Consider the following 20,119-nt stretch of genomic DNA (forward strand, 5'->3'; position numbering starts at 1 on the left):
TCTGATTTTCTGTAAATCGTTTTGCTTTCATATAGCTAATTTAAAATTAAAATTCAATACGAAACGCCTCGCTGGCGCTTCGGCTAAACTCTAATCTCAAATGGCCGACTTTCAGGTAAGCTTACAGTATCACTAATTGAACTACTTCTACCAGCATACGGTGGATTTCCAATAACCACATCAAAACCGCCTTTGTATTCGGTGCGGAAAGCGTGTTCGATGGTACAGGTCATTTTATCTATGAAATGCTGTAAGCCCTTATTCTCACCCATCATCACAAGGGGCTGCTGCCCCTTGTAATCGTAATCTGCGGGGTCCTTGAGATCATTGTTTGCTGCACTGTTATCAGCAATGGGCTGCAGCCCCTTACTGATGTCAGGCAGAGAGTGCTTTATCCTGTTTGTTTGTATATAATTTATTGTGGCTGCCAATTGCCGGTCATTAGTAATCTCTTTCTTATTGAATTTTTGCGCCCAAAGGTGAAAGGTCTCGTCGCTGGCAATGGCTTTGTATTCTTTAAATTTCTGTGCAGATTTTCCTTTGAGCTTTCTTACAATATTGGCCAGTTCTTCTTCTTCGCATACCAGTATGATATGAATATGGTCGTAACAAACATTATAAGCCAGACAATTCAGCGCATCTTCAGTAATAATATCACAAAGTATTTCGGTGATTTTTACCGAATCTTCTTCGTCAAAACATATAGAACGGTCAATATGCATCTCTCCGTCGGCCTTTCGCTGCCGTACCCTGTATTCAACCATACGTTGCGAAGTGCGCGTATCGTGGGTAGCGGTGGTAATATGCCATATCTTCTTTTTCTTTTCTTTAAAAATATTCGGAAATTCTTTTTGCCAGTTAAAAGCTTTATTGCCTGCAACAGCAGGGTCATCAATCAAAGAGTTTCCGCATTTGATATTATTATTCAGCGAGCTTAGTTTACGCCCTTTTTGTGCAGTACGCAGCCATAATGATAGTTTGGCTATTTCAACACTTTCTTCGTTTAAATCCACCCCGTAAAGATTGTTTTCAAGAATAGTGTTTTCAATATTCGGGAACACTATGCTGCTGTCCAAAACCCTTGCCTGTAATTCATCTATTAATTTGTGTTCGTCAATTAAAAAATTCAATGCCTGCACAAGAAATGCACCCGAACCACAGGCAGGGTCGCATATAGTAAGTTTCAGCAACCAATTTCGATAAGCATCAAGTTTTTCAACCAACTTTTTCTTTTTTTCTTTGCGTTTGGCATAGCCAAATTCATCCTCATTAATCACTAATTCATTTTTCTTTTCGTTGCATAAAGCACCAACAGTGCTTTCAACAATGTACTTGGTGATGTATTTTGGCGTATAAAAAATTCCGTCTTTTTTTCTTTTTGTTTTGCTTTTATCGGTTTCTTTCCCTTCAAGTTCTGCCTGTATTTGTTCAATTTCGCTTAAACTGTGTTCAAAAATATGTCCGAGAATATTTACGTCAACTTCTGTTTCGTAATTGTAATCGGCTAAGCGGGTCAAATGAGCAAAAAGCAATGTGTCGTCAATAGTAATATTATCCAACACATCATCGGGTTCAAACAAACCGCCGTTGTAAGCAAATATTTCATACTGTTTGCCCTTATGCCCTGTTAAGAGGTAGCCAAAATACTTTTTAAATCTTTCGTATAAAGGCGTGTAACTGTCCAATTCCCTTAACGTTTCCCACTGCTTTAAAATTTCTCTTATGGAGTTTGGCGGTAGTAACAGCCTGTCCTCTGCAAAGAATATGAAAAGAAGGCGGTCTAACAGTTTTTGTGTTTTTTTGTAAACCAATAGCTTGTCATAATTCGGATTCAGTTCAACTATATTGGCAAACAGCACACGTTTAAAAGCCGAATAATCGTTATAAAGTTTCTTGGTAATGTTTTCCTCTTGTGCTACCGATGCCTGCTTTATAGCAAGCGGAATGTCGTTTAAAAGGCATTTTTCAGCCAAACACAAATAAAGTAATTCAAACTTATCCTGTGTCAGGTTAAACAGGTCAAATTCTTCAAAATCTATTGCATTTTCAATATAAAAACGCAGTTTTGCAAAGTTTGAAATGATAACATATTTGCAGGCACTCTGGTTGTTTTTATAATTAAAAGCCTGTTGCTCTACCGTATCTAAATCAATGGTGTCTGTGCCTTTTAATTCAATTATTGCGACAGGTTTGTTGTCTTTTAATATGGCGCCATCCGCTTTTTTGGCATCCTTTTCGTTTTTATACTCGGTAGTCAGGTTATAATTGTTTTCGGGATTAATGGTATAGCCCAAAACAGTACAAAACAATTCTCTTAAAAAACCTTCCTGATACTGCTCTTCCTTCGCATTACGAATATTATCCTGTTTGTTTTTATCGCCAAATTTTTCAACAAATTTGCTGAATGCTTGTTGTACTTGAGTTTTATCAAGGTCTTGCAAGTATTTTTTCAGTACGGAAGATTGGAATAAAGGCATTTCATAATATTTTAAAGGCTATGCAAAGTACAAAATATTTTAGAAATGCAATTTTGTTTGTGAGAAAAATGGATAAGAAAATATACACTAAAAGTGGATAAAGACATTTTAAGTAATGTAGACGTTAGTAAGTAAAAATAAGATTAGGTTGAACCTAATCCATTATTTCGCAGCAATTTTTTTAGCCCCCCGTATCGTACCCCATTATAAAGAAAATCGCCAATAAATCAATGTTTATGGGCGATTTTATATTTATTTGGCAGCCCCGATGAGAATCGAACTCATGTTTTTAGACTGAGAATCTATTTTCCTAACCACTAGAAGACGGGGCCGTGCGGTATTAGTATTGAGATGAACGCTTATACAGACACAAAATTATAACATTTTTTTGGTTTAGGAAATACTTTGAAAATTTTAAGACCTATAGGCAGTAAAAGCCCAAAGGCGTGCAATATCAACACTTACAAACCTTTTTTTGTAGCGGGGGAAAAAAACCATAATATTTACCGTCAGAAAAAACAATAGTTAGGTTTTTTATTTTTCACTAAAATACAAAACATTTAGTTTTTTTGCCGACCCGCATAAAAGAAAAGCAGAAAGCCATCGCACATTTGGCACTTTGTCTTTTGCCCCGACACACAAAGCTTTCGCTCATGCAAAAGCCAAAGAGCCAAATCTTGCTGACCCACAACTTTTTTTTGTATTTATTTAAAAATGATTATTTTTGATTTTGATATATGAATAAACTTGTGTAACAAAATTTAAAGAAAATGTAAAAAAAGGAAATATAAAATATAGCGTTTAGCGAAATTCTGTTTCAGAAAACGACCAAATTTCTAAAGACAAACAGGAAGATAAGCAAAACGCCACGCGAAAGCGTGGTCTTTGCATTACTCTTGTTTGTCGGTTCTTGGTCGGACCTCTGAAACAGCGTAGGCAATTGGCCACACTGTTTTTTTTACAAATAATAAGAATAATTAGGAAAATAAATTATTAACAACAACTAAAAAAGGAGAGTTTATTATGAAAAAAATGTATTTTATTAATGTAATTGCAGTTTTAATGATGTTGCCAGTAATGGTAATGTCTCAAAAGACAAAAGATGTTCAGATTTCAACTTACAAAATGTTAGAGTTCAATGGCTGTGACGCAAAACAAACAAAAAGTGGATTAACGATTGAAGTTGAACCATTATCACCTAAAGTTACATATAATCATTCAGAATTATTTTCTTTTACTTCTGATGATGTAAAAGGCCTTACTAATGCGAACCTTCTTTATCAACCTTATCAGGGCAAAATGTATGAATACACCTTTGGGGCTGGTAATTACTGGCTTGTTGTAATGAAAGTTAAAATAACAAATAATACTGGTCATGTATTAAAAATGAGTGATGCAAGAATCTATTTAAGGATCGAAGGAGAAGACCCCATTAAACCGGTAACAAAATTAGGTGATCCGACTTTAGTAGATTATGAAAACCCGGCAGGTTCAGGTAATTTTATTAAACTTCCCAAAAGTGCTATTGACCAAGATAAAAGTTTAATACAGTGGTCAACGGGCATGTTTGCTAAATGGGATTCGGAAAGGAAAAAAGGTTTAATTTCTTTTGATTATCCTTTAGGGCTGCCATCACAAATTATTGCAGTGAACAAAAAGAATTATAAACTTATTAGTGATGTAGATGTAGAAATATTACCTGATGATTCTTACTATGGTATTTTATTATTCCCGATAACAATTTCAAATACTGACATGAGTTTAAAGCTTTATGAATTTGTCACTAAAACTGATGCCGCCGGTACCCCCACGGAGAAAACAAATTTTGATTTTAAATTTAAAGGTGTAGATGGTAAAAGCTGGTATGATCGGAATTTGAATATTTGGAATCCTGGTGAGCCATCATCACCTAAGGAATATTATGACAAAGAACAGAAAAAGTGGATATTAGGTATTCCTAATAAATAAAGATTATTAAACATGGGCATTTCTTCCAATGCCCATGCTTTTCATTTTATGTTTAAAAAATAAAACATGAAAAAACTATTTTTATTATTTCTGATTTTTAGTCCTGTATTTGTTTTGGCTCAAAATTAAACTAATGATACCGTTAATAAACAAGATTTTAATTACTGCCAAATTGTAGGCATAAGTAATCTTTTGGGAACAAAAGTTACAGTTAGTGTTGATTATGGTGAGGAAAGGTCTTTTTTTAAGGATACAAGGATTATAGATGAAACAACAGGGAAGGTTAAAAAGTTTAATTCAATGATTGATGCACTGAATTATATGGCTTCAATAGGCTGGGAGTTTGTGCAAGCTTATGCTTTTTCTTCTGGTAGTAGCAGCACCCCTGTTTATCATTATTTGTTGAAGAAAAAAAGATAACAACTTTTCCCTTGTTTTAGTCTTTTTTGTTACTATATTGTTACTCAAAAAAATAAAAGGCCTGTAAAATCAATGTTTACAGGCCTTATTTTGTAGCGGGAATAGGACTCGAACCTATGACCTTCGGGTTATGAGCCCGACGAGCTACCACTGCTCCATCCCGCAGTATGTAACGGCAAAGGTACAACAACTTTATCTTCTGACAAGGTTTTTATGAAAAAATATTTTTCACGGCATGAATAATTAACCGCAGACGGTTGATTATTTTTAATTCAATAAGGGATTGAAAATATTTTTAAAGGTACTTTTGCCGTTTAATATTAATGTAATGTTTTTTATAGCTCTGCTGTTTTGTGCGCTGCTGGTATTTGCAGTTCCCCGTAATGCCAAGGCCTATTTTACCCTGATACTTATCGGCATCATGGTGGTTTTCAGCACCAGAATATGCATAGATGTGCTGGTGTCGGGAAAAACCTTTTGCGAAATCCTCCCAATCAATTTCTGGGGGCAAAAGCTCGAATTGATAACCGACCCGTTATCGGCATTATTTATCTGCATAATTAATTTTACCGTGCTTACCGGGTCTTTATTTTCTGTTGAATACATGAAAATGTACAATAATAAATCATCCGCCGAATTATCCATACATTATTTTTCATTTTTTCTGCTGCACTTTTCGATGTTGCTTGTTACCATGCTGCATCATGGTGTTGCATTTTTAGTTGTGTGGGAGCTGATGGCCGTTTCTTCGTTCATGCTGGTGATTTTCGAAAATGAAAAAAGCAGTGTGCTCCGGGCAGGAATCAATTACCTGGTTCAGATGCATATCGGCGCATTGTTTCTGATAGCCGCCTTCATTTTACTTCATATAAAAACAAATTCATATTCTTTTGAAGCGCTGCAGCAATATTTTTATCAAAGCATAAATATTCCTATGTTTTTGTTGTTTTTTGCAGGGTTTGGCATCAAAGCAGGATTCATCCCCTTTCATACCTGGCTGCCTCATGCCCATCCTGCTGCACCCACACACGTATCTGCGGTCATGTCGGGAGTGATGATAAAACTTGGCATTTACGGAATATTACGTATAGTTATGTTTTTGCAGACGGATATTTTGTGGATTGGCATCATCGTGCTGTTTGTATCGTTGGTTTCGGGTATCGGTGGTGTAGCCTGGGCAATCATTCAGCACGACCTGAAAAAACTTCTTGCCTACCACAGCATCGAAAACATCGGGATCATCGGCATTGGCATGGGTATCGGACTTATCGGAATTGCCATTCAAAATCCTGCGCTGGCTTTTCTGGGTTTTGCCGGATGCCTGTTGCACGTGCTGAATCATTCGCTGTTTAAGTCGTTGCTGTTTTATGGTGCGGGCATCGTTTACATGAAAACACATACGCGCAATATTGAATTTATGGGCGGGCTGATTAAAAAGATACCCATTACGGCCCTGTTGTTTTTAATTGCTGCTGTTGCTATATGCGGCTTACCGCCATTCAACGGATTTGTTTCCGAATTTTTGATTTATAATGGCTTCATCATTGGGTTGTCGGGGCAGGGGATCTGGATAAAAGTGCTAATGTTGTTATCGTTGCTTGGGCTGGTAATTATTGGCGGGCTGGCAGTGTTTTGTTTTACCAAGGCATACAGCGCGGTATTCCTGGGCAATGAACGAAAATCAGATTTAACGGGTGTTACAGAAGCAAAATGGCATACGATCGTACCACTTTTTATCATTGCAGCCTGCATCGTATTTATAGGTTTGTTCCCTCAGATTGCACTTCGCCCTGTTACCTTTGTTGTAAACAGTTTATATGCCGACATTCCCGAAAATCCTTTATCACATAATACATTACCTCTGATCCGGAATATCGGCATTGCCGGAATAATTTTGATTGGCATAATTCTGCTACTTGTTTTTTTACGAAAAATCATCACGCGAAATGCTGCCAAAGAATCTGCCGGCACCTGGGGCTGCGCCTATGACGGGCCAATACCTAAAGGACAATATACCGCCACATCCTTTGCCGAAAACTATACCGATATCGCACAGCCCTTATTGAACATAAAAACCAATTACCGGACGATGGAGCCCGGGGATATTTTTCCAAAACAGCGCGGATTCGAAACCGAAAGTGAAGACATGATGGAGAAAAAAGTTTTCGGGAAATCCATAAAATTTCTTAACAGGATGTTTTCTAAGCTGGCGATTATTCAAACAGGAAATACGCAGCATTATATTTTGTATGCTTTTCTGATGATTATATTGCTGCTGGTGTTGACCGTTTTAAATATAATATGACATGACCGGATTTTTACTGATATTATTTTGTGCAATCTTTTTTCCGGGCATAATAGTGCGTGTCAAGAGCATGGCGTCGGGCAGAAAAGGCCCCGGGGTGTTTCAGCCCATGAAAGATATTTTCCGTTTGTTGAGAAAAGGGAATGTTTACAGCGCCACTACCAGTATTATTTTCCGCTTGGCGCCGCCCGTATATCTGGCTTCTATCATCATGGCCATGTTGTTCCTGCCGGTTGGCGGGCAGAGTGGTGTACTGTCGTTTAAGGGCGACTTTGTATTCTTTGCCTATGCACTAGGACTGGGAAAATTCTTTATGATCATCGGAGCCATGGATACAGGCAGCAGCTTCGAAGGCATGGGCGCGAGCCGCGAAGCGCTGTATTCCATGCTGATTGAACCTGCCTTTTTTGTGCTGATGGCTTCGTTTGCCATGCTTACCGGCTACAGCTCGTTTTATGAAATTTATAATTCATTGTATTTTGATTCGTATTTAGCCGTTTTTACAGGACTGCTTGCTGTGTATGTACTTATACAAATCATCATGATCGAAAACAGCCGCATGCCTTATGATGATCCCAAAACACATCTTGAACTCACTATGGTGCACGAAGTAATGGTGCTTGATTTTTCGGGCTTTGACCTGGGCATGATACAGTTTGCGTCGGCGCTGAAGTTTGCTGTTTTTGGATGCCTGATGGCAAATTTCTTTTTAACTCCCGAAACGCCTCTTCATTATTTGTTGTTGATTTTTATTGCGGTGCAGTTTTGTTTTGCTGTGCTGGTGGGTTTGCTCGAATCGTTCAGGGCGCGGTACAAACTCAGGAACAACAACCAGGCGATACTCACATTGACGCCCATAGCCATTCTGGTGTTCTTCAGTGTTTTATTAATCATAACAAAACATTTTTAATTGATGACAACATTACTGACCATCATATTCATCATCACCTTGTTTTATTCGGCCATTTCGGGCCGGCTGTTTACTCTCATCAACCTGTTGATGATTCAGGGCTTCCTGCTGTTCGGTGTTGCCCTCATTGAACTGAACGAAATGAATATCATCAATTTTATTTTTATCCTGCTGGAAACCTTAATTTTCAAAGCCATGGTTGTTCCGTATTATCTTAAAAGAACCATCAGGCAAAACAATATCAAGCGCGAGGTGGAACCTTATATTTCAGGATTTAATTCGCTTATCATAGTGTCGGTGCTGATAATACTGAGTTTTATGCTCACATTTTCCCTGAATGAAAGTTTTCAGAAGATCGTATATTTCACTGCCGCTTTTTCAGCCATTATCACAGGATTGTTTTTAATGATTTCACGTAAAAAAATCATCACCCACATCATAGGATATGTGATACTTGAAAACGGCATCGTGTTGCTGGCCTTTTCGGTCGGAAACGAAATGCCTATGATAGTCAATGCGGGAATTTTGCTCGACATACTTGTAAGCGTGTTGCTGTTCGGATTTTTCCTGAGCAGAATACGATACATCTCTAAAGATTTTGAAATAACAAAACTAAGCAAGCTCAAAGATTGATGATACTTGTTTATTTCATATCGGCTGTAATTATTGCTGCGTTGATGGCGCTGCTGAGGAAAGAGTTTGTGCAATACACGGCTATGTCGTTGTTTGTTGCTTTGCAGTTGTTTCTGAATGGATATTTGCTTGTTTGCGGAGAAATCAGGTTTCCCGACTATTTTATGGCAGACCCGCTGGGCATGATATTTCTTTCGTTGCTTACCATTATTTCCGTTACAACGATTATTCAGAGTTTTGTATATTTCAAAAAACGCAGCGATTCCATAGCGCACAGGGCATACTACCTTGCATCCATGGTTATTTTTATCAGCAGCATGACAGGCGTTTTTTTGTCGAACCATATCGGTGTTATGTGGATATTCGCCGAAGCCACCACCTTGTCCATTGCATTGCTTATTTATCACGAGCGCACTTCCGAAGCCATTGAAGCCACATGGAAATATGTTTTTATCTCCACCATAGGGTTGTCATTTTCGTTCATCGGAATATTGCTTCTCGACATCAGCATCAGCGGATTTCATTCGTCAATATTTACATTTTCCGGCTTGCAGAATGTGTTTATAAGCATACAGAATAAAATGATGCTGCAGCTTGCCTTTTTGCTGATTGTCATTGGTTTCAGCGTTAAGATGGGTGTGTTCCCGCTTCATACGGTTTGTATTGACGCGCATTCTGTGGCGCCCAGCCCGGTGAGTGCGATGGTATCCACCTCGCTCATGAATGTCGGTTTTGTGGCAATATTCCGGTTTTATATCCTGCTTTCAAAATCTTCCATTGCAGGATGGATGAATCATGTATTGCTCATTATCGGCTGCCTTTCGGTGTTATTTGCCGCGATTTACCTGGTCAAAGTAAAAAACTTTAAAAGGCTCATTGCATATTCAAGCATTGAAAATATGGGAATAGTCGCCGTTGCTATTGCTGTCGGAGGAATAGCCTGGTTTGCTGCAATTTTACACCTGATCATTCACACGCTGGTGAAAGCCGGTATTTTTTACCAGATAGGCCAGCTCATCCGTTTTTATAAAACCAAAAAAGTTTACCTCATAGGAAAATATTTCAGCGTGAATCCCCTGGGCGGCTTGGTGCTGATTGTGGCTTTTATCATGCTGTCGGGCATACCCCCTTCGGGATTTTTTTATACGGAATTTTTAATATTCTATTCCATGTTCAGCGGCGGATATGCTGTGGTAGCGGTGCTGATAATGCTGCTGCTGTGTTTTATCATTTATACTCTTGCCAAATACTTTTTTAAAACATTGTTCGGGCAGATTGAGCCGCAAGTGCTGGCTGAAGGGGAAAAAATCAGCAGATGGGAAAGTGTGCCGCAACTAGTGCTTTTGATAGCCGCACTGGCCGTAAGTATTTATCCTCCGCCTTTTTTACTTGATATGATACACGCCGCAATAGTCACATTACCAAAGTAGCCTGCATATGAACCACATCATTCTTGAAAATAACTCTTCCGTTCCGCTTCAGCAAATCCCATTGCTTGAGTACACCGGTTTTTTTCAGGAGGTGTCCAGACTGCTCAGGAACCCGGATTGTCATTGTGTCAATTATTATGCTTTTCCAGAGACTCCGGATTTGTTACGATTCATTGCTGTTATTGCCGATGATGCTGCACACAACTTATGTGTCACATCCTTTTCAAAACCGCTGACAGATAAAACACCACTCGAATCACTGGCTGCACGCCATTATGCCGTACATATTTTTGAACGTGAAATTCATGAGCAGTATGGTGTGATGTTTTCCGGACATCCATGGCAGAAACCGGTGAGATACCCTTTTAACAGGAATGATAAAAGTGCTGCGATCGGGAATTACCCGTTTTACCACATCAGTAGTTACGAATTGCATGAAGTTGGCGTTGGGCCTATACATGCAGGAATTATTGAGCCCGGGCATTTTCGTTTTATCTGTAACGGCGAAAAAGTGCTGCACTTAGAAATACAACTTGGATACCAGCATCGCGGCATTGAACAACTTATGTCGAAGAATAAAAGCTTGTTGCATCAGACACTGCTTGCAGAAAGCATAGTCGGCGATACGGTTATCGGGCACAGCACGGCATTCGCACAAATAGTTGAAACGCTGAATAATATCCATGTGTCTGAAAATTTGCAGATTTCCCGCACGATTGCCTGCGAGCTTGAACGGATCGCCATGCATACCGCCGACCTTTCGGCATTATGTACCGACGTTGCTTTCCAATTGGGCAGTGCTGTATTGCAAGGATTGCGAACGATAATCATCAACACATTTTTAATCTGGTGCGGCAACCGTTTCGGGCGCAAACTCATCCGTTGTGGCTATGAACCGTTTGTGTTTGACACAGCGCTAGTTTCAAAAATAAAACACAATCTGGATTTGTTTGAAAAGCGTTATACTGAAATAAGCGATAAAACATTCGACATGCCCAGCGTGCTTGCACGTTTCGAGCGTACGGGCATTATTACACATGAACAAAACCAGTTGATAGGTGCCGTGGGCATGGCAGCTCGCTCGGCAGGGCTTAACCGCGACATAAGAGTTTCGCATCCGTTTGCTTTTTATGGTAACATGGAGCATAACCCGGTGGTTCTTGAAGGGGGCGATGTAAAAGCCAGAGCTAAACTGCGCGACCTGGAAATAAGGCAGTCGCTGAAACACATTCGTAAATTATTGTCGGAATATAGCATGGATGGGAAGCCGCAGAATAATAAACCGGAAAAATTGAAATCCGCACCAGATATGTTTGCCGTTTCGCTTACTGAAGGCTGGCGTGGAGAAATTTGTCATTGTGCCGTTACAAATAATGAAGGATATTTGAAAAACTATAAGATAAAAGATCCTTCGCTGCATAATTGGATGGCGCTGGCGCTGGCAGTGCGAAACAACGATATTTCTGATTTTCCAGTCTGCAACAAAAGTTTTAATTTGTCATACTGCGGCAACGATCTGTAAAAGCAATCATTATGATACGTACCATAAAGATTTTAAAGCACCAGGGGAAGCAATATATTAAGGATTTACAGAAGGTATGTCTGACGGAACTGCATCACGGCAAACCTGAAATAAAAGCACAAGCCTGCATAGAAAACTGTAATGAATGCGTGCAGTTATGTCCTACAGAAGCTATAACTTTGCAGCCGCTTACCCTGAATTTGGGAAGTTGTGTTTTTTGCAGAGAATGTGCAGCGTGCCCAGAAGATATTATCCGGTTCAGCAACGATTATAAAATTGCATCCAATAATCTGGATCTTTTAAAAATAAATTCCAGCACAGGAAGTATTAAATTTAATTCCGAGCTGATACGCAATGAAATACACCAGTTATTTGGCGGTTCACTGAAACTGCGCTTGGTATCTGACGGCAGTTGTAATGGTTGTGAGTTGGAACTGAATGCCGCTGATAATGTTAATTTCGATATGAGCCGCTATGGAATCGAGTTTGTGGCTTCGCCGCGCCATGCCGACGGATTGGTGGTTACAGGAGCATTAGTTGAAAACAGTTTGCATGCGCTGGAGCTTACTTATGAAGCGATACCCAGTCCCAAAATAATCATTGCTGTTGGTGCATGCGCCCTGAGCGGAGGAATTTTTAAAGAAAGCGACGCGTTGAACCGCAGTTTTTTTGAAAAACATCCGCCCGATCTTTATATTCCCGGCTGTCCGCCTCATCCACTTACGATTATCAACGGATTGTTGCAACTTTTAGGAAAGATATAATACCGATTGGTATAAGCTTAATGGGCCACAACAAGTTTTTTTATACTACGGATTTCACCACAATCCAGCCGCACAAAATAAATTCCGGGATTCAGGACAGCTGCTCCTGATAATGCAAATTGATAATTGCCTTTATCTTTTATTCCGCTGAACAGGCATAAGATTTTTTTACCCGACAGGTCGAAAATACTTAAATCCATTGGTGTTTTTCGGGTAATACCAAGTTTGATAGTAGTATTATTATTTGCGGGATTTGGAGCAATAGTAAAGGAAGATAACAGAGAACTCACAGCATTGTCAATACCTGTGGGTGTGTAGTGAATACGAAACGTAATATTGTAATTTATCGCGTCGTACATGTCGTCAGGTATGTCAACTTCAATATGCAAAATAGTTTTTCCGCAAAAATGCTCAACGGCATGGATTACCATGTGGTATGGGCCCGAAGAATCAATGACAGCAAAGTCCGATACATCACCGCAGTAAGCAGGGAGTTCCACAGGAAGATAAATCCTGGTATCGCTGAAATGAAATTTATCCCAGGCAGGGAAATAGGCAGTGGCTGCGTCGGGTTTTTTATAAGTCATCACTATGTCGAGCGTATTTTCGTTAATGGAATCTATCGTTGCCTTTGCGATTTTTAGAGAATCGGAATGATTCAGATGAAAAGGATTATACAAGGGGTCGCCGAAGTAGATGCGGTTGGCTTTACCACCCAGCATGCCGCTTGCACCGGACCAGTCGTTGGGGTCGAAATTGCCCGAAGGATAAATGTCATCGGCATAAGATGATGAGTTCCATTGATAAATACGAAGGTTGGGCCGGTTACCGAGAAAGCCCATCACCACGGCGTCATTACTTCTTTTATGTATGTCGCCCAACGGTTCATCGTATAGAAATGTATTGTAAACGTCTTCGCTCTGGTCGTTGGCGTTGTTGGCGCCGCAGGGGGCAAAATATCCGGTAATGCCTGTTTTAAGTATTTGTAGCGCAAAGCTGAAACTATCGCTCATGGTATAAAATTTAACCAGTCCCTGCGTGTTACCGAATGTGGCCATGATGTCGCTTTCCACCATCACTTTTTTGGGTTCGCCCGAATGGCAAGCTCCATTGTAAGCTACGGCAGGGTAAAGGTTCTGGGCGCCGATATCATAACTGGTAAGTCCTGTACGCGCATAAGCCGTGTCTTCGATTTTTGTGCTGTCAAAAACCCATACGGGAGGATTGGGATTTGAATTTCCTCCTTCGAAAAGCCACAACATGTGCGGGTCTCCATTATGCCCGATGTCGAGTATTTTATTTGCCTGCATGTAGTAGGAATTGGTGACAAAAAAATCATGCCCCGAGCCATTATCATTAGTTTCCATGTTTATGTACGAATACCCCGAAGGTTCTAAATATTGCATATAATCGCCTGGGCTGGTGTAAACAAAATTCAGCGAAGATGCCGCATACCCGCCTATATAAAGAGGATAATTTAAAATAGTGCCGATGGTTTCGGCATAAATGATGTTGTTCACAAAATTAATGGCGTCCTGAGCCGTTGCTCCTGTAATATAACCATAAGAGAAATCGCTGAAAGGGTCATCGTCAAGGTTGGTGCTCATCATTAGAAACCGCCTGACAAAATTAATATCCAGTTCGATGGGTTTAAGCACTATGGCAACATATCGGGGAGAAAGGTTTATCAGTGTCGGGAGCAAATCATTAATCGAATTCGGGCTGAAATGAATTACCTGTGCACTGCGGTAAGTGCTGAGCGTTTGCACGGCAGGGTAATATGGGTCGGTATCGTCAATGGTTGTAAGAACAACATAAATATCGCTTTGTTGAGAATACAAACTGTTAGGGCAAAGAATAAAACAGAATACAAACAGAAAAAACACTAATTTTTTCATATATAAATGATTTTAAAAATATGTAAACAATATTTCATGAATTTTTTCGATTCGTTATGTAGGCATTTGGCATCAAGTAAAAGTAATAAATAATTTGAACTTATATAATAAAAACTCATGTAAAATTATGAACAACAGCAAGAGATTAATGAAACAATAGTGATAAATAAACAAAAACATTAAAAGCGAAAGCTTATTTTTGTATTTAAATACAGGGGGATGAAAAAAAACAGTTATTTCTTAACAATAATTTTTTGTATCGCTTTTATCCTGGCACGTAGTTTGTCGTTGGCGCAGCATAATACCTGTCAGGACAGCACTATTCATGATGCTGTGGATTATTTTACGGATAATTATCTGAGAGCGGAAGATTTTATTTATAAACCAAACATTAAAACCGTGTTGTTTTACAGGGAGGGTTTTGTGCTGTCTCCGCCGATAATAAACATCAATGAGGGAGAAAAACTGGTGCTTAAATTTGACGATCTTGACGCCGATTACAAACACATGAAATATACCCTGGTGCATTGCAATGCCGACTGGTCGCCCTCTGACCTTCAGCCCAACGAATACCTCAGCGGGTTTTATGAAGACGAAATCACCGAATACAAGCCCTCTTTCAATACACTGCAGAAATATACACATTATACTGTAACTATTCCCGGCGACAATATGCAACCAACCTTATCCGGAAATTACTTGCTAAAAGTATATATTGACAACGAGCCCGATAATTTAATACTAACCCGCCGCATGATGATTGTTGACCCTAAAATTACTATTACTGCCATTGTGAACAAACCCACAGTGGTTGAATACCGTAACTATAAACAGGAAGTAGATTTTTCCATTGACAAAACAGGCTATACCGTTAACAACCCCTATCAGGACCTAAAAGTTATTATACAGCAGAATGGCAGGTGGGATAACGCCATACGAAACATAAAACCCTTGTATATCAAAGGAGATATTCTTGACTATAACTATGAAGAGGAGAATGTTTTCTGGGGAGGCAATATTTTTCGCGAGTTCGATATCAAGGCGATGAATTTTTATACAGAATATATCAGTAAAATATCTAAAGAGACCGATGGCTACCATGTGTTTCTCGATCCCGAAGAACGCAAAACATTTAAGGTGTTTCTGTCACGTTCGGGAATCAACGGGAAGGTGTTTATTAAATCTGACGATAATGCCCGTAATAGTGATGTAGAAGCCGAATATGTTCATGTGCATTTTTTTCTTAATTATCCTGTACCTTTAACAAATGGAGCCGTATATATTTTTGGCGGACTCACCGACTGGAATTATAAAAAGGAAGCAAAAATGGTTTATAATTATCAACTTAAAGGTTATGAAGTTTCCTTGTATCTTAAGCAGGGTTTTTACAATTACCAGTATGTTTTTCTTGAAAATGGGAAACAAGTAGGCGACGAAACGCTTATTGAAGGCACACATTACGAGGCCAATAATGAATATTCCATATATGTTTATCACCGCGAGCAGGGAAAAGTTCACGATGTGCTGGTTGGCCTTAAACAATTCAACACTTTCAGTAAATAAACCATATAGCATTAAAAATTATTTTATTTTTATGGCGCTTGCTATTACGAGGAAGTATGATATGTTTTATAAAAAATTAATGTATCATTTTTGAACATTAAATTATAATAACTAATTTTGACCGCCCAAAAACAACAAATAGAGTATGAAACAAGATTTTGACCCGAAAAACAACTATGAAGAAACTAAAAATGCGATAGGTTTTGTTGCACTGAAAGATGCTACACAGAACGATTGGACCCGCATCGGATTCATGTCGGGACTGGAAGTACATCAACAACTTAAAACCAAACAAAAACTTTTTTGCCATTGTCCCGCCGGTATTTTTCAGAAAAAGAACCAGTACGATGCCGAGCTTATTCGACACATGAGGCCAACGCTCAGCGAGCTGGGGGAATATGATGGCACGGCATTGATGGAATTTAAAACTCGCAAGGAAATCATTTACCGCATAAAGAATGAAACCGCCTGTACTTACGATGTGGACGACACTCCGCCATTTAAGCTGAATAAAGAAGCGTTGGAATATGCCCTGGAAATTTCTTTATTAAACAAACTGAATATTGTCGGCGAAGTACATATCACCCGCAAGCAGTATCTTGACGGTAGCATACCCACCGGCTTTCAGCGTACGGCTATTTTAGGTGTGGAAGGCGAAATACCGCTGAAAAATAAAAAAATACGACTTATTCAGCTCAGCATTGAAGAGGATTCCTGCCGCGAAATATCAGACATCGGGCACGTCAGAATATATACAACCGACCGCCTTGGCACGCCTCTCATAGAAACAGTGACTTATCCCGATATGCTTAATCCTTATGAAGTGAAAGAAGCCTGTGATTACATTCGTTTTTTGAACCGCAGCACAGGCAAGGTACGTACAGGCATTGGCGCCGGAAGGCAGGACGTGAACGTAAGCTGCAAGGGTGGCACACGTGTGGAAATTAAAGGAGTTTCGCATACACGATGGATACCCAAACTTACACATAACGAAGCATTCCGCCAGTGGGCACTCCTGCATATACAGGAAATCTTAAAAAATAAATTCGGCGACGGCAGCAAATGGAAAATGAATTACAAGCAAATTGACCTTGGAAGTTTCCATTTTTCAAATCTTCCGATTAATGATGAAAACAAAAAATATTATCAATTTTATGCAATAAACCTTCCGGGATTCAAAAAATTATTATCACATTTTACACAACCCGGAAAAATGTTTGCCGATGAGTTCAGCGAAAGGTTAAAAGTTATTGCCTGCATTGAGCAACCCAACATGACTCATTCCGAAGAATTCCAGCCTTTTATCAGCGAAGATGATTTTTCGAAAATACGAACCTTGCTTGAAGCCGAAAGCGAAGATGCACAGATAATTCTCTGGGGACCCGAAAATGATATGAAAACCGCGCTGGAAACCGTGGAAGAACGTTGTAAATGGGCTTTTAATGGCGTACCCAACGAAACCCGCAAATCCTTTGAAGACGGCACAACAATCTTTGAACGTGTACTGCCGGGCGCCGACCGCATGTATCCTGACACCGATTCGGTTCCTATTCCCCTGCATGACGAATATATCAACAGCTTAAAAGAAAGATTGCCTGAAGAAGTAATGACACGTTATCAGATACTAAAAAAATGGAATGTCCCGGAAGATACTTATAATTTCATTTTCAAAAAGAACTTATTTCCCGTCATTGAAAAAATTGTTGCTGAGCTTGGTTATAACCCTAAATTTATGGGAACATTTTTTGGGCAGACCTTAAAATTTGTAGAAGGGCATTACGAAAAATCACCTTTCTTCTGCTACGAAATGATATACGACCTTTTCAGTTACATTAAGAAAAGCGAGCTGGACACCCAAATAGCCAAAAAAATGCTTCCGGTACTTATTGAACATCCCAAAATGGATTTTGATTCAATACTTGCCACTATAAAATTTAAGAAAATAAGCAAAGCGGAGATACTTTCCGATATTTCGTTTATGAAAGAAAAATTCAGTCAGATACAAATATCTAACAACCCCGATGTAGGAATACACTGGATTATGGGAAACCTGCGGAAAAAAGCTACCGGAAATATTAACCTGGCTGAATTAAAAGAAATAATAGAAACAACACACTAAAGAAATAATTATCCATGAGCGAAGATTTTTTTCAGGGTTATAAAGGAGAAGCACTGGAAGTTCTCAAAAAGTTTAATGTCAGAGTATGGGGTCAGGCCGAAGTGGATACCACGCGAGGTTTGTTCAAGGGCACCGTGTTGCCACGAGCTGAAAACGACGACGACAAACATATCGTTCTTAAAGTTATCACGGGCTATAACATTGGCGTTGATATTGATACTATAAAGACGATGAAAGAGGTGGGTTATAAAAAAGCCAACTATAAGATACCCGAGAAGGAGTTTCCTTATACGCCAGGTTTACCAAAAGTGAAATTAATAGGAACGGGAGGTACTATAGCTTCCCGCCTTGATTACAGAACCGGAGCGGTTATTCCGGCCTTTACCCCGGGCGAATTGTATGGTGCCGTACCCGAACTGGCAGACATCTGCAACCTGGAAACCGAAAAACTTTTTGCCGTTTTCAGCGAAAACATGGGCCCCGAGCAATACAAAAAGTTAGCTGTGGCTATTGGTCAGGAAATCGAAAAAGGTGTTGAAGGGATTATCATTGGGCATGGAACCGATACTTTGCATTATACCGCAGCAGCGTTAACCTTCATGGTACAAAACCCACCGGTGCCTATTGTGTTAGTTGGTTCACAACGTTCGTCCGACCGTCCGAGTTCCGATGCCGCACTGAACCTGATGCATGCCGCGACTGCTGCTGCTTATGGCGATATTGCCGAAGTGATGGTGTGCATGTTCGGCCCTACATCCGATGAATATGGCTTTCTGCACCGCGGTACACGTGTAAGAAAAATGCATTCGTCTTACCGCTCAACTTTCCGCACTATTGGAGACATCCCCGTGGGTACTGTTACCCGCAAAGGCGTTTTCCCTCAAAAACCAATATACAACCATCGAAGAAAAGACACTAATGTTAAAATTACCCCTGTTTTTGAAGAAAAAGTAGGTATGCTGTATTATTATACCAATATGCAGCCCGACATGATAGATTCTATGGTGGATAATGGTTATAAAGGAATAATAATTATCGGGACAGGGCTGGGGCACGTTAATAAACCAATATATCCTGCTATTGTCAGGGCCGTAGAAAAAGGAGTGGCAATATATATGACAGTTCAGACATTATGGGGTTATGTTCATATGTTTGTTTATGATACCGGTCGCGACTTGATGGCAAAAGGCATCATTCCTGCAGAAAATATGCTGCCAGAAGTGGCCTATATAAAACTGGGATGGGCTTTAGGGCAAACCAACGACCTGGAAAAAGTGAAAGAGATCATGCTCACACCTATTAACGACGATATCACGCCCAGAGAACCTTACAACGGCTACCTTATTTATCAGGGCGGGGTAAAAGAAGTGGAAGACTTTATTAAGAAAGTACACAAATAATTTTTTGTAAGGATTTACTATTATTCCTCAACAATCCTGACCTCTGTCCTTCTGTTCTTCTGGCGGCTTTCATCTGTTTCGTTATCGGCCACCGGCTGGGTGTCGCCATAACCTTTTGTTAGAATACGTTCAGAAGCTATGCCTTTTTTTACAAGGTACCCTTTAACAGAGTTTGCACGATTCAATGACAATATCATATTTGATTCAGATGTTCCTACATTATCAGTATGGCCTGCAATTTCAATTACCAGCGAAGGCTTCAGTTTCATTACTTCAAGCAAAGTTTCTAAGGCCGTATAAGATTCGGGGCGAAGTGAGGATTTTCCGGTATCAAAAAACACATTATCCAACGTAACAGTTCTGGGAAGGTCATATTTTAATATGTATTCGTAAGTAAACAAGCCTTCCTCTGTAGGGATGCTAAATTTTTTATAATCAACATCACCGTTTATGCTGCGGTATTTGACATCATAGGTGTCGCCTTTAGGTATAAGAATATCAAACTTCCCGTCAGCAGCAGTAACTCCGCTAAATATTTTTTTGTTTTTTCCCCCCGTGAACATTACTTTTTCTCCCGGCCGCGGTATGCCTTTCATGCTGCAAACGCTGACTTTTAACAGCGCGTTTGTTTCTGTGGGCTCGAGAGACTGGGCTAAAAGAAAAAACGGGAAACAGGTCGGCAACAACAAAACAATAATCCGGCAAAAGAG

14 protein-coding genes and 2 tRNA genes are annotated in these 20,119 nt (G+C 39.7%); 11 read left to right on the forward strand and 5 right to left on the reverse strand.

The window, feature by feature from the left end; genetic code table 11:
* Positions 1 to 83: 83 nt before the first annotated feature.
* Together M0R16_06465 and M0R16_06470 are read right to left on the reverse strand one after the other, a co-directional pair.
* Positions 84 to 2,477 carry a transposase gene (locus M0R16_06465; GenBank protein ID MCK9612529.1) on the reverse strand — a complete coding sequence of 798 codons (2,394 nt, stop codon included), beginning with the start codon at positions 2,475 to 2,477 and terminating at the stop codon, positions 84 to 86.
* A 257-nt stretch (positions 2,478 to 2,734) separates the two neighbouring features.
* Positions 2,735 to 2,809: transfer RNA gene (locus M0R16_06470), tRNA-Glu, on the reverse strand.
* Between the two features lie 691 nt (positions 2,810 to 3,500).
* On the opposite strand from M0R16_06470, the gene M0R16_06475 reads away from it, so the two are divergent.
* Entirely contained in the window at positions 3,501 to 4,445 is a 945-nt protein-coding gene (locus tag M0R16_06475) for a hypothetical protein (GenBank protein MCK9612530.1), read from the forward strand.
* Positions 4,446 to 4,637: 192 nt separating this feature from the next.
* Positions 4,638 to 4,865: a hypothetical protein gene (locus M0R16_06480; GenBank protein ID MCK9612531.1), complete on the forward strand. Its 228-nt coding sequence runs from the start codon at positions 4,638 to 4,640 to the stop codon at positions 4,863 to 4,865.
* A gap of 93 nt (positions 4,866 to 4,958) precedes the next feature.
* On the opposite strand, the gene M0R16_06485 is transcribed toward M0R16_06480, so the two are convergent.
* Positions 4,959 to 5,030 (reverse strand) — tRNA-Met (locus M0R16_06485).
* A 163-nt stretch (positions 5,031 to 5,193) separates the two neighbouring features.
* Here M0R16_06485 and M0R16_06490 point away from each other — a divergent pair.
* From M0R16_06490 to M0R16_06515, 6 genes are read left to right on the forward strand one after another with little or no spacing between them, the layout of a single operon-like run.
* Positions 5,194 to 7,170 carry an NADH-quinone oxidoreductase subunit E gene (locus M0R16_06490; protein MCK9612532.1) on the forward strand — a complete coding sequence of 659 codons (1,977 nt, stop codon included), beginning with the start codon at positions 5,194 to 5,196 and terminating at the stop codon, positions 7,168 to 7,170.
* 1 nt (position 7,171) lies between these two features.
* Positions 7,172 to 8,080 (forward strand): NADH-quinone oxidoreductase subunit H, encoded by a 909-nt coding sequence (locus tag M0R16_06495; protein ID MCK9612533.1) that lies wholly within the window; start codon positions 7,172 to 7,174, stop codon positions 8,078 to 8,080.
* Positions 8,081 to 8,713 carry a hypothetical protein gene (locus M0R16_06500; protein MCK9612534.1) on the forward strand — a complete coding sequence of 211 codons (633 nt, stop codon included), beginning with the start codon at positions 8,081 to 8,083 and terminating at the stop codon, positions 8,711 to 8,713.
* Positions 8,713 to 10,143, forward strand: coding sequence for a hypothetical protein (locus M0R16_06505; protein MCK9612535.1), 1,431 nt, complete (start codon positions 8,713 to 8,715; stop codon positions 10,141 to 10,143). The genes M0R16_06500 and M0R16_06505 overlap by 1 nt, the downstream gene beginning before the upstream one ends.
* A gap of 7 nt (positions 10,144 to 10,150) precedes the next feature.
* Positions 10,151 to 11,665, forward strand: a complete 1,515-nt coding sequence (locus M0R16_06510; protein MCK9612536.1) for an NADH dehydrogenase subunit — start codon at positions 10,151 to 10,153, stop codon at positions 11,663 to 11,665.
* Between the two features lie 11 nt (positions 11,666 to 11,676).
* Complete coding sequence (locus M0R16_06515) at positions 11,677 to 12,429, forward strand: NADH:ubiquinone oxidoreductase (protein MCK9612537.1); 753 nt, start codon at positions 11,677 to 11,679, stop codon at positions 12,427 to 12,429.
* Between the two features lie 17 nt (positions 12,430 to 12,446).
* Here the strand turns inward: M0R16_06515 and M0R16_06520 are convergent, their stop codons facing one another.
* A complete protein-coding gene (locus M0R16_06520; GenBank protein ID MCK9612538.1) occupies positions 12,447 to 14,327 on the reverse strand; it encodes a T9SS type A sorting domain-containing protein in 1,881 nt (626 codons plus the stop codon).
* Positions 14,328 to 14,546: 219 nt separating this feature from the next.
* On the opposite strand from M0R16_06520, the gene M0R16_06525 reads away from it, so the two are divergent.
* The 3 genes from M0R16_06525 to gatD all read left to right on the forward strand — a co-directional run bounded on the left by M0R16_06525 (position 14,547) and on the right by gatD (position 19,409).
* Positions 14,547 to 15,890, forward strand: coding sequence for a DUF5103 domain-containing protein (locus tag M0R16_06525; protein MCK9612539.1), 1,344 nt, complete (start codon positions 14,547 to 14,549; stop codon positions 15,888 to 15,890).
* 145 nt (positions 15,891 to 16,035) lie between these two features.
* On the forward strand, positions 16,036 to 18,009 hold the full coding sequence (gene gatE / locus M0R16_06530; protein MCK9612540.1) for a Glu-tRNA(Gln) amidotransferase subunit GatE: 1,974 nt from the start codon (positions 16,036 to 16,038) through the stop codon (positions 18,007 to 18,009).
* Between the two features lie 14 nt (positions 18,010 to 18,023).
* On the forward strand, positions 18,024 to 19,409 hold the full coding sequence (gene gatD / locus M0R16_06535) for a Glu-tRNA(Gln) amidotransferase subunit GatD (protein MCK9612541.1): 1,386 nt from the start codon (positions 18,024 to 18,026) through the stop codon (positions 19,407 to 19,409).
* A 20-nt stretch (positions 19,410 to 19,429) separates the two neighbouring features.
* Here gatD and M0R16_06540 read toward each other — a convergent pair whose 3' ends face one another.
* On the reverse strand, positions 19,430 to 20,005 hold the full coding sequence (locus M0R16_06540) for an OmpA family protein (GenBank protein MCK9612542.1): 576 nt from the start codon (positions 20,003 to 20,005) through the stop codon (positions 19,430 to 19,432).
* Positions 20,006 to 20,119 lie beyond the last annotated feature (114 nt).

It is taken from the genome of Bacteroidales bacterium (assembly GCA_023228145.1).
In the GTDB taxonomy this organism is placed as follows: Bacteria; Bacteroidota; Bacteroidia; order Bacteroidales; family CAIWKO01; genus CAIWKO01.